15 protein-coding genes are annotated in these 9969 nt (G+C 31.6%); 4 read left to right on the top strand and 11 right to left on the bottom strand.

Features of this window, described 5'->3' with window-relative positions:
- Window positions 1-743 precede the first annotated feature (743 nt).
- Window positions 744-1175 carry a tyrosine-type recombinase/integrase gene (locus ACQH2P_RS04040; RefSeq protein WP_425363115.1) on the top strand — a complete coding sequence of 144 codons (432 nt, stop codon included), beginning with the start codon at window positions 744-746 and terminating at the stop codon, window positions 1173-1175.
- A 732-nt stretch (window positions 1176-1907) separates the two neighbouring features.
- Here the strand turns inward: ACQH2P_RS04040 and ACQH2P_RS04045 are convergent.
- Window positions 1908-2138, bottom strand: coding sequence for a HEPN domain-containing protein (locus ACQH2P_RS04045; RefSeq protein ID WP_425363116.1), 231 nt, complete (start codon window positions 2136-2138; stop codon window positions 1908-1910).
- Window positions 2139-2146: 8 nt separating this feature from the next.
- Here ACQH2P_RS04045 and ACQH2P_RS04050 point away from each other — a divergent pair, with 8 nt between their 5' ends.
- The gene (locus ACQH2P_RS04050; protein ID WP_425363117.1) at window positions 2147-2347 is read left to right on the top strand and encodes a hypothetical protein; all 201 of its coding nucleotides are present in this window, start codon (window positions 2147-2149) and stop codon (window positions 2345-2347) included.
- Here ACQH2P_RS04050 and ACQH2P_RS04055 read toward each other — a convergent pair.
- From ACQH2P_RS04055 to ACQH2P_RS04070, 4 genes are all read right to left on the bottom strand, one after another.
- Window positions 2256-2933: a HEPN domain-containing protein gene (locus ACQH2P_RS04055; RefSeq protein WP_425363118.1), complete on the bottom strand. Its 678-nt coding sequence runs from the start codon at window positions 2931-2933 to the stop codon at window positions 2256-2258. The genes ACQH2P_RS04050 and ACQH2P_RS04055 overlap by 92 nt on opposite strands.
- A 286-nt stretch (window positions 2934-3219) precedes the next feature.
- Window positions 3220-3516 carry a CopG family antitoxin gene (locus ACQH2P_RS04060; protein WP_425363119.1) on the bottom strand — a complete coding sequence of 99 codons (297 nt, stop codon included), beginning with the start codon at window positions 3514-3516 and terminating at the stop codon, window positions 3220-3222.
- Window positions 3506-3808, bottom strand: a complete 303-nt coding sequence (locus ACQH2P_RS04065) for a toxin (protein ID WP_425363120.1) — start codon at window positions 3806-3808, stop codon at window positions 3506-3508. Before ACQH2P_RS04065 ends, ACQH2P_RS04060 begins: the two co-directional genes overlap by 11 nt.
- A 667-nt stretch (window positions 3809-4475) precedes the next feature.
- Window positions 4476-4796 (bottom strand): DnaA N-terminal domain-containing protein, encoded by a 321-nt coding sequence (locus ACQH2P_RS04070; RefSeq protein WP_425363121.1) that lies wholly within the window; start codon window positions 4794-4796, stop codon window positions 4476-4478.
- Between the two features lie 66 nt (window positions 4797-4862).
- On the opposite strand from ACQH2P_RS04070, the gene ACQH2P_RS04075 reads away from it, so the two are divergent.
- On the top strand, window positions 4863-5261 hold the full coding sequence (locus tag ACQH2P_RS04075) for a hypothetical protein (RefSeq protein ID WP_425363122.1): 399 nt from the start codon (window positions 4863-4865) through the stop codon (window positions 5259-5261).
- 120 nt (window positions 5262-5381) lie between these two features.
- Here ACQH2P_RS04075 and ACQH2P_RS04080 read toward each other — a convergent pair whose 3' ends face one another.
- Window positions 5382-5537, bottom strand: coding sequence for a hypothetical protein (locus ACQH2P_RS04080; protein WP_425362973.1), 156 nt, complete (start codon window positions 5535-5537; stop codon window positions 5382-5384).
- Window positions 5538-5735: 198 nt separating this feature from the next.
- Between ACQH2P_RS04080 and tnpB the strand changes: the two genes are divergently transcribed.
- Window positions 5736-6092 carry an IS66 family insertion sequence element accessory protein TnpB gene (gene tnpB, locus ACQH2P_RS04085; RefSeq protein WP_425363123.1) on the top strand — a complete coding sequence of 119 codons (357 nt, stop codon included), beginning with the start codon at window positions 5736-5738 and terminating at the stop codon, window positions 6090-6092.
- Here tnpB and ACQH2P_RS04090 read toward each other — a convergent pair.
- The 5 genes from ACQH2P_RS04090 to ACQH2P_RS04110 form a co-directional block, all read right to left on the bottom strand.
- On the bottom strand, window positions 6089-7198 hold the full coding sequence (locus tag ACQH2P_RS04090; protein WP_425362670.1) for an IS66 family transposase: 1110 nt from the start codon (window positions 7196-7198) through the stop codon (window positions 6089-6091). The two genes, tnpB and ACQH2P_RS04090, sit on opposite strands and share 4 nt — an antisense overlap.
- A gap of 38 nt (window positions 7199-7236) precedes the next feature.
- Window positions 7237-7470 carry a hypothetical protein gene (locus tag ACQH2P_RS04095; RefSeq protein ID WP_425362621.1) on the bottom strand — a complete coding sequence of 78 codons (234 nt, stop codon included), beginning with the start codon at window positions 7468-7470 and terminating at the stop codon, window positions 7237-7239.
- Between the two features lie 30 nt (window positions 7471-7500).
- Window positions 7501-7734 (bottom strand): hypothetical protein, encoded by a 234-nt coding sequence (locus tag ACQH2P_RS04100; protein WP_425362589.1) that lies wholly within the window; start codon window positions 7732-7734, stop codon window positions 7501-7503.
- Window positions 7735-7768: 34 nt separating this feature from the next.
- Window positions 7769-8449, bottom strand: coding sequence for a group II intron maturase-specific domain-containing protein (locus tag ACQH2P_RS04105; RefSeq protein WP_425363124.1), 681 nt, complete (start codon window positions 8447-8449; stop codon window positions 7769-7771).
- A gap of 149 nt (window positions 8450-8598) precedes the next feature.
- A complete protein-coding gene (locus tag ACQH2P_RS04110) occupies window positions 8599-9921 on the bottom strand; it encodes an IS5 family transposase (RefSeq protein ID WP_425362593.1) in 1323 nt (440 codons plus the stop codon).
- Window positions 9922-9969 lie beyond the last annotated feature (48 nt).

Raw genomic sequence — 9969 nt, forward strand, 5'->3', positions numbered from 1 at the left:
TCTTATTGTTTAAGACTTTATATAGAAATTAAAGTATATTTTTTGATTTGTAAAGTACTTTTCATAAAAAAATAACGTAGATGGGGTTCTAGGGCTTACTATTACCCACAAATTATTTGGCTAATAGGACTCCTATTATCAAACCACTTAAAATTTTTAAATTTACATAAGCACTCGTTAAATGTTATCACGTAATTTGACCCACCGTAACGGAACGTGTGAAAAGCGAAATGTGTGGCTATATCCATTATAGTGATAGGCTTTATAGAGGAGGCTATTTTTTGCAAACCTATCTTCTTATTGAAAGCACTATTTCTCTGTAACCCTAATAACTTTCAGTGTTAAATAAATTGATATCTTTATTTTCTTGAGCAAAAGACTAGCTCTAAATTTAATATTTTTCACAGTAAAAAGGTGAGCGTTCACGGTTTTTCAGTTTACCATGATTTCTGATATTTTTAGTACAAATTCTTTATAGGAAAATCTACTATTACTTGAAAAGTTTACAATTAAAAGGTGTATAGGCTATAAAAACTACATCTAAAAATTAAAATTTTAGAACAAAATTGAAAAACCGTGAACGCTCACGTAAAAAGTAACGTTTTAGTTTTTGTGATTGACACACTATGGATTTTGACTTAATTTGTCAATTGATTGTTAGATATTAGCGAGGTTTATTTGATAAAAAGTAGCCACTCTAGACTAGATATGAACGCACGTATTAAACTAGAAGGTACGTATGCTTGATAATAGCAACACTGTGCCACAAACTGTACCGCAAAAAGCAAAGCAAGTTGCTAAGAAGTGAGAAACCTGATTACTTTTATTTGAAAGAATTATTTAGGCAACTTAGGAAAATATTAAATGTTAAAGTACAGACTAAATCCAAGAAATTACCGTATGTACCTTCGGATGAGGATATCAAAAGATATTACGATGCAGTGTGGAATGATCAAAACATAAAACACATGATAATAATAAAAACCATGTTATATACTGGAGTTAGAGTAGGAGAGCTGGTAAAAATTAAAATAGATGATGTTGAGCTTAATGAGTGCCAAATACGGATCAATAATGGTAAAGGTAAGAAGGATCGCATTGTACCTTTCCCCATAACTTTTAGAGAAGTACTTGCCGCCAAATTTATCACTTCAAATTTTTCCAGAAATGAATGATGAGTATTAGTATTATCACGATGTAAGATATTATTTGGAACCAAATGAGAGATTTTAATTCATCCATATAATCGACCCTAATTTAAGTTGGTGCTAGGGGCTTTCATCAGTCATTAAAATGACCACCTACTGAATTTCATACCTTCGAAGAAAAAGTTTACTTATAACAGTAGACCCCTAGCATAGAAAGCTAGAAGCTTAATAGGTCGATTTTTAATGATGGATGAAAGACATCACTAACATTTATAATTATATCAATGCTAATGATTAGAGCAAGTGTTATAGCCCTATAAAAAATTTGTATTCTGACGATGTTACTCCTGAAACTGTTTGAGCGCACGTTGGGGGAAAAATCCCCCAACATGTAAGTGTGCAATTACCAAAAAACGGGTAATTGAAAAAGTTAAGTTGTATTTCAATTATTACTATTATTTTAACTTAGGGGGGTCAAGAAGGGGGTGTGCCACCCCCTCATACCACCCCCGCATATACTGTGGTTAGATGAACAATTTTTGAATCCTTAAAGGGGTATTTATTTCAATAGGGGGTAAAGTTATAGACTTTGAAAAAGAGTGACAATTTCATTTTGAACTTACACTTCATTGAAAAGTATTCAACGTGTATTGTTTAAAAAAGTAAACTTAGTTTGCCTATCGCTTAATAAAATTCTACGAATGTTTGTTATAACTTAGTTTTCAAATTCAGGAATTATTGACATGATGGTTTATAAAATTATCTCTTATTAATTCTTTCTAAACAAATCTTTTCAGTCACTATTTTTAATTTATTTACTCTATCAATAAGGTAAAGTAATTGCTCTTCGTCAATCTTATAATCTTTGTTATATCTAGCTTCAATATATGCTTGTCTAAGTAAGTTAAAGCATTGCTTCTGTTCAAAACTAGAATGAGGAAATATCTGCCCTAGCTCTTCATTGTAATTTCCTGCTATAGTTATGCTCATAGGATTAGGTGATAAAGAACATAACGATTGTAAGTTGTCATTCCCGCGAAGGCGGGAATCTAGATACCTGCTTTCGCAAGGTTAACACAAAGTTTGTATCACCTAATTCAATAGGTTTCAATATATACCGCCTAATTTTCTTATATCGTGCAATTTTGGTTTATAACCAGAAAAGACTAACAGAATGGCATTATAAAAACTCTCGGTAGCTTGATGAAGGTAAAAAGATGATAAAGCATATTCCTTCCTTTCTAATGGGTATTTACAATCAATAAAAAAACCTTTGCCTCTTCCAAACCAGTACTCATAGTCTTCTTTAGCTATTTGTTTTCTTTCTCCCCAAGGTAACTTTTTGGCTTCTGATAACTGGAATTCTCCACTATCATATAAAAGAATTCCTTCTTTTTTTATATCGGAAAAGAAATAATGCCCTTTTTCCAATTGAGTATTTACCATGTTAATTGATTCTAATACTAAAGTTATCCATGGTTCTTTAGACAAGGGGTCTCTTAATAATTTTTTCTCTAGTCTTTTTTCTATTTTTTCTTCTATTCTTAACCCAAGATGACCTACATATTTGCCTTTTTTTAGTACTAACATAAGATCAAGGTCACTTTGATAACTATAGGTAATATGACCTATAGTATATTCATCTTGTACCCACTTCCCTCTAGCATAAGAACCAAATAAAATAATCATTGCTATCTTTGATTCAGCTACATCTAGAATTTCTTTAACAATATCATCTAGCTTTTCTTTAATTAATACTGAGCGGATAGGTAAGGTAGTTTTCATATTGATAAAGCGTTTTTTTTAAAGATAATATAACTTCTATCTTATTTTTGTAGTGTGATTTAGGGCTTCTACATTCCGTTATAATGTATGTACAAAAATATAATTAGCAAAAGTTAAGTCAGGTCTAAGAGAAACAGAGAAAAGTTATAAACCTCATTCGTCAAAATAGGGTTATACGCAATATAGAAACTATAAGTTTCTTGCTCTAAAGGTTCATCAACACCATAACGTATTTATCCTATTTCAGCATATTAAATTAAAATTGGATGTTGTTTCTAAAATTATTTCATTTAAAAAATAAATGTCCTGCTGAATATTTATGAAGAATACTTGCAATAAGCGTTTGATAAGGTAATCCTTCATAAGCTGCTTTTTGCTTGATACGGTTTAAATCACTACTAGAAATACGAATATTAATACGCATATCTTTTTGTAAATAGTTGGTTGCAGCTTTTATAGCTCTTTCTTTTTCCTCTTTCATGGTTTTAGCTGTATTCCATTCATTATTTTCAAAAGAACTTAATAATAATTTTTCCTCTTCATCAAGTAATATTTTTGAAGAATTATTGTTTTTATTTTTCATTGTTTTTTGTCTCCTTTAAATATTTTTGAGTAGCTTTACGGCTTGGTATAATTGTCTTAAGAAAAATTGTTTCATTATCTTCAATAACAAAAGGAACAAGATAAACATAAAAATTAAACTCAACTAGATACATTTTTTGGTTAGGATATTTTTGAGAGTTATGATGCTCAATTACATCTAACAAACAATTATTTTCAATAGCTGAAATTATTTCTTCGAAGCTTATATCTCTTTCTTGTATAAGCTTATAGTTCTTTTCAGATGAAAAATTATAATTATATTTTTTTGTCATTATATAATATTAATGACAATGTGTACCTTATGTCAATATATAATTTAGCCTAATAATGTGATATACATTGAATTTTAAAAGTCATTTAATTTGACCCAGTTTTGACGATGAAAACGAACCGTTACAGATATAACGTATAAAAATAAAGTTTAAATTACTGAAATTCGAACGCAAGAAGAGATTTATTTATAAACCGTCAAATTTCGCAATTATAAGCTTACACAGTATGTATATCTGTATTTTATGTAAAGACAAAAAGGGAGAATAAAATGCTTTTGTAACTACCCTTAAAATTGCTTTTATGGCTATCACTTTATTTTTGTATAAATCGTAACTAAACAACATCTATTTGTTGTAATCCTATCATCGTACCACTCTTAATATTATTTCAAATTTTTCTAAAAAATGAAAGATGAGTATTAAATTATTACTATTCTAATTCATATTTACCTGTACCACCTTTTTCACCACCTATTAAAACTATCATAGTCAATCCCAAACAAAATTTAATGTTACTTAAAACAACATATTACGTCAATTATTACGTCAATAATATATTAAAATGACACTAATATAAACTCATAGATGTTGCTTTTTGACGTCATTATAGTATCAAAAATTATTACAGTTATAAATACCAATGCATAACTCTTTACTACTTAATTATTTATTGATGAATTTCTATATCGCGAATTTGAGGAATTATTAACTGTGACGCCTTTAAAATATCCTGTTTATAATTACTATCAATCCAATTTCCATAAAAAGTTGTATCGGCTCTTATGTTTAACAAATTATTTTCTTTATTATAATCAATAAATATTACTTTAGTAAACCATGTATGATATATCAAATTCCCGTACCAATCTCTCAAATGTATTAATATTTCCTTCCAAGGTGATTTTTGACTTTGTAAATGTACTTCTACTTCAGAATTTATAATAGAATCACTACATAAACTATCTGATGCAGCGTATACTTGCAGCAAAACTGCATAACTCTATCTAATTTTTTTGTTAGTATAAAATTTATTTTATAAATTTGGGTTCCTACTATGCAAATACCATCAATTACTATTGAGCAAGTAGCTCAGCAATTTAAAGCCTGGCGTCAAACTAAAACTAACAAGTTTGATCCCATACCAAACCATCTAAAGGAATTAGTTCGCCAGCTACTCCATCACTATTCTTGCAAAGATATAGCCAAACATCTCAATATTAATAAAACAATAATTAGTTCAATTCAACGTATACTTGCAGCAAAACTGCAACAAGATATTAATTTCCTTCCATTTCAACTAGTAAATTCTATAGATACTGATCCTGTGGCTACTCCCAAACAAAATTACTACACTTGCCACATTATTAAACCAAATGGTACCAAGCTTATTATCCAAACATTGGATCCAAAAATCATAATTCAGACATTTCTATGCTGCAACTATAGCACTTAACATATATGTTAATACACTAGACCTCTTTCGAAACTCTACTTCTGCTGGTGATTTGTACGTGATACCGGTACTCGAATCACAACTGTCGAAAGTTAGAAGGTAGAGCGGCTTTAGAGGTCATCATGGTAGTTTGAAAGTTGCGAAAAAATAACCAACGTCATTGCGAGGAGGCATGAGCCGACGAAGCAATCCATTTTTGGTTACTTTTATGGATTGCTTCGTCGACCTACGGTCTTCTCGCAATGACGTTGACCACATACGACTTTTAAAGCTCATTATCTAAAACCGCTTCCTCTTCTAACTTTCGACAGCTGTGGCACTCGAATCCTCACGTACATTAGAATACGCTGCGGTTCGAGACGAAGTGTCTCCTTCATACCCTTGCGTACAAGCGAGTTTCGAAGGAGGTCTATTATTTTTAATGTTCTACAACTTGCCTCAAATACAAAATATCTTTTTCTAATATGAACATATATGTTAAGTGCTATAACCCCTCAGTCAGTTATTTTTGTTGCCACTATTGCCATCGACTTTCGTAAGGGTATCGATGGTTTAATAGCTGTTTGCAGACAAAAACTTTCTTCCAACCCTCTTAATGGTTCCTTGTTTTTATTCTATAATAAAAACAGAACTGCCATTAAAATTTTGTCCTTTGATGGTCAAGGCTTTTGGTTATGCTCTAAACGCCTATCCAAAGGTAAATTTACGGCAAAACTTTCCCCATCTGATAATTCATCTTATCAGATTTGTTATAGAACCTTACACATTCTTATTCATAATGGTGATCCTAGTTCTGCCAAACTCTCTAATGATTGGCTTCCTGTCATTTAAGCTGCCGTCTCGATTAATTCCGTATTATTTATATATCTTGCATAGGCAAAAGGCGTATAATTCGTAGGATGCTTCTTTGCTTTGCTGCTCTGCTCTTGCAGCCAATTTAAATATTTAAAGGCATTGATCTCGTTCTCACTACAAGTCTTTACTATACTATACAGACCACTATGTATCTCAGCACTATTGATTGTTTTAAAGAATAATGAATTCTTCCTTTGTAAAATAATGGTACGTAGTGACCTCTCAGCCCAATTATTATCAAGACTGCTAACTGGAATTTTCAAAAATTGCGTCAAACCTTCTTTATTATTTAACCAATATTTCATAGCTTGCCCAAACCTACTATTAGGCTCAACTTTCTTGTCGTTAAATAATTCGTCTATTTTGTTATATATGTTTTCTATATATTTACTGCTATGTTCCTGATGGTACTTCAGCTTTTCCTCAAGGCTCATCTCTTTACATTGATGTTCATTATGGTAAATCCCACCAGTCTGTTTGAGAAAATATCCGCATTCTTCAGGGTAATATGGTTCATTCTCTGTAAATTTTCTCTGCCCATGTGACAAACAATTGATCATCACTATTATTGCCAGTAATTCTTTATCTGCTTCTGATAATACCGGGTTATTATTGTTACTTGCATCAGTCATTAAATGAATAGAATCAGTCCTATTCTTACGATTCTTTAGTACGTTACCAATATTTTCCCCGCCATGCTTATTACCGGTAAAATATAAAACTATCACCTCATTATTTGTAGTTTTAGCACATATAGTAGTGGTATAACAGCTGCGTCCTTTCTTATTTTGAGTACGTAATTTTTTATTGGCTACAGTAATTTCTAAAATCCTGGCTCTAGTATCATCAAGGTTCAGTGAACTACATTCGGCAGCCATTTCCAATAATACCCTGTAAATTTCAGCTCCACCACCTTCTTGCCAAACATCTAAATATTGTTGCCACAACGAGCTATGGGATACAGGAACCCCGCTTAAACTTTGCAACCTAGATAAACGATAGAAGGGAGTACCGTAGGTCTTTTGTAACACTATTGCACTTTTGCTACTATTTGTCCATTTGTTGATATTTTTATTGTTCATAACTGTATAATCGCAAGCATTACAGCGTAACGTTTTCTTTACATATCTGTTGACTGTAATTGGAGCATTACCTGTAAATTGTAGCAATTTTCTAGCTTCACTATTATAGAGTTTACCATTATCACAGTGAGGACAGCTATCACCACTACAAAAATTCTCAGGAGATAAATAGCTGGTATTCGCATCCTGATAATCATCAAATCCATATTTACCTTGCCAATTACTGCGATCTCTCTTCTTGGACTCATCGTACTCTTCTTCATTACCACCATTCTTATTATCAGATTCACTCGGTGGTTCTTTTAATGAATCTGAACTATCTTTTTTTTGTTATCTGCCTTAAAACCAATCATCATCTCCTTAAGCTTATTTATACTGATGTTTGATGATGCTAGCTTGTCTATTAGTTCGTTACAAAATTTCACAAGTTCTATCACCGCTTGCTGATCATCTCCTGTTAATGAACTTGCCTTAATATGTTGTATTAGTTCTTCTCGTTCCTCAGCACTTAAGGTCGCTACTTTTGGCTTTTTCATTTTGATTCATTCATTACGTTTAATAATTGAAATGTTATAGTATAACTGATAGTTTTTCAACCAGTTTTTTTACTAATCGGTGATATTTGCATAGTAGGAACCCAAATTTATAAAATAAATTCATACTACCAAAAAAATTTAATAGAGTTATGCAGTTTTGCTGCAAGTATACGTATTTACTTTTAATCCATCGTAAGTTTTTCTTTGGATGTCTCCTTTTACACCATTGCCATAGTGCTTGCCAAATGTTATGTGATACCTTTTTGAAGGTACTTGCCGATGATACTGCATTATGATAGTTCGCCCAACCGGTTAGTTTAGGGTTGAGGATTTTTATCAATTCCCCTTGAGCCATTGATTTGTTGGTACGAATTGTACCTCGTATATCTTCTAAAAAGTTTTTGATACTTTTCTTTGAAGGTTTTATAATGAGTTTATTCTCGTACTTTCGAATATTCTGGCTTAAGAAGTTAAAACCATCATTAATGTGAGTGATGTTGGTTTTCTCGGGAGATAGTTCAAGCCCCCTTTCTTTCAGGAATTCCATTATTAGTGGTTTAACCTGAGTCTCTAATAGTTCTTTTGTATCTCCTGTGATAATCCAGTCATCTGCGTATCGAATAAGATTTATTTTGGGATTATACTTTTTACCGTTTACTCTCTTATGAATAGAGAGTCTCCCCGTCAAAAGTGCAAAAAATTCAAAAATTAGCACCTTAGCAAAAAATTTTTGTATAAAATTTTAGAGTTTAATTGTTCTGATGTAATTTTTTGATATAAAAAGATGATTTTTAGAAAATTTTTGCATGACGTTTTGTTAACGATTTTGTAATCGTTTGATTAATTTTCTTTATTTGCTAATTTTTATGTAGAAAAATTTGTTTTGAGCAGGTGATTAGCAATACACCGTAAGTTCAATCCTACAGCGGAAATTAACGGATTTATTATATCTCCTATTACTCCTTTTAAGTAATTTCTGCCAACTCTACCATAATGCTTAAGGTGTCCTATTATCGGCTCTATAGCACTTCTTCTCTTGATCATTGCCTTATCATCTGAGGATAGCTTCTTCTTGCAATATGGGCTATACACCTTGTCTTTTTCTTTAAAATTATTCCCCTTATAGCCTAAATCAACAAATGTCCTGGCTATTCCCACTCCTGTTAATTTCTTTACAACCTCTACAGTCTGCGATAATGTATGACCATCATATGGATTGCCATGAAATGATTTGGCCGCTAATACAAAATTACCTCGACCACTTACTGCTATCGAAACCTTGTTACCAAACTCATAGGGTTTGTTTAATTTCCCTTTACCTATGCACTCTACCTCCGGTGCGTGAAAACTATATAATACTTTATTATCCTCCTTATATCGCTCTTTCTCTGCTTTACTCAGTATAGATTGTGCCTGAATCTTTTTAATCTTATTTAGTATTTCTTGCTGCTTTAATGACAAACTTAACTTTGTTTTTGCTATTTCTCGCTGACATATTCTTATTAAACGACCCAGCAATATCTTTAAATGTTGCATTACCTTCTTACGTTTTTTGGCTTTACTATTATCCTTATATTTCCATAATTTTACTATGTCTTTTTTATATTGCTTGGCATATGTCTCATGTAACTTAATGCCTAAAGTATGACATAACTTTACTAGCTCTATTCTTGCCTTATCCATCAAATACACATCATGAGGATACTTAATATTCTTAATTTGTACTGTAGTATCAACGATTATCGATGCTAAGTCTTTTTTTTTAAGCACTCCGACTTTGCAACCAATTCTTGTTAATTCTTTTAATATCTCATTATATCCTTCTTCCCCTAATATAGCACGAAACCTTCGTATACTAGCTTCTGATATCTCAGCATCTTTCTGCAAATATTCCCAACCACAAAAATATTGCCAATATACGTTCTCTCTCAGCTCTTCTTCAGCTGCAGCATCTGACAGGTTATACATCGCTTGCAGCATAGTTACTCCAAGTAATAACCTGTGACATCTGCGATTCCTACCAAATTTCTTGATATTAACATTTGTCAATAACCATTCCTCTAAAACAGTCCAATTTATTAACGATCTTAATTTATATAACTTGTTATTAGGGTTTAATTCTTCGGTCAATTTATAACCAAAAAGCTGTCCTTGTTTTTGGGATTTTATTATATCTTCTATCGGCATAATTCATACAATCCATAAGGTTTCTGCCAATATTATAGCATTTTCTTA

Source organism: Candidatus Tisiphia endosymbiont of Hybos culiciformis, from assembly GCF_964030975.1.
Taxonomy (GTDB): Bacteria; Pseudomonadota; Alphaproteobacteria; order Rickettsiales; family Rickettsiaceae; genus Tisiphia.

Coding starts and splice junctions, on each gene's coding strand:
- ACQH2P_RS04060 (WP_425363119.1), bottom strand. CDS start 3,516: ATGAAAAATAAAAACAATAATTCTTCAAAAATATTACTTGATGAAGAG.
- ACQH2P_RS04075 (WP_425363122.1), top strand. CDS start 4,863: ATGCAAATACCATCAATTACTATTGAGCAAGTAGCTCAGCAATTTAAA.
- tnpB (WP_425363123.1), top strand. CDS start 5,736: ATGTTAAGTGCTATAACCCCTCAGTCAGTTATTTTTGTTGCCACTATT.
- ACQH2P_RS04090 (WP_425362670.1), bottom strand. CDS start 7,198: ATGAACAATAAAAATATCAACAAATGGACAAATAGTAGCAAAAGTGCA.
- ACQH2P_RS04100 (WP_425362589.1), bottom strand. CDS start 7,734: ATGAAAAAGCCAAAAGTAGCGACCTTAAGTGCTGAGGAACGAGAAGAA.
- ACQH2P_RS04055 (WP_425363118.1), bottom strand. CDS start 2,933: ATGAAAACTACCTTACCTATCCGCTCAGTATTAATTAAAGAAAAGCTA.
- ACQH2P_RS04045 (WP_425363116.1), bottom strand. CDS start 2,138: ATGAGCATAACTATAGCAGGAAATTACAATGAAGAGCTAGGGCAGATA.
- ACQH2P_RS04065 (WP_425363120.1), bottom strand. CDS start 3,808: ATGACAAAAAAATATAATTATAATTTTTCATCTGAAAAGAACTATAAG.
- ACQH2P_RS04110 (WP_425362593.1), bottom strand. CDS start 9,921: ATGCCGATAGAAGATATAATAAAATCCCAAAAACAAGGACAGCTTTTT.
- ACQH2P_RS04095 (WP_425362621.1), bottom strand. CDS start 7,470: ATGGTGGTAATGAAGAAGAGTACGATGAGTCCAAGAAGAGAGATCGCA.
- ACQH2P_RS04080 (WP_425362973.1), bottom strand. CDS start 5,537: ATGAGCTTTAAAAGTCGTATGTGGTCAACGTCATTGCGAGAAGACCGT.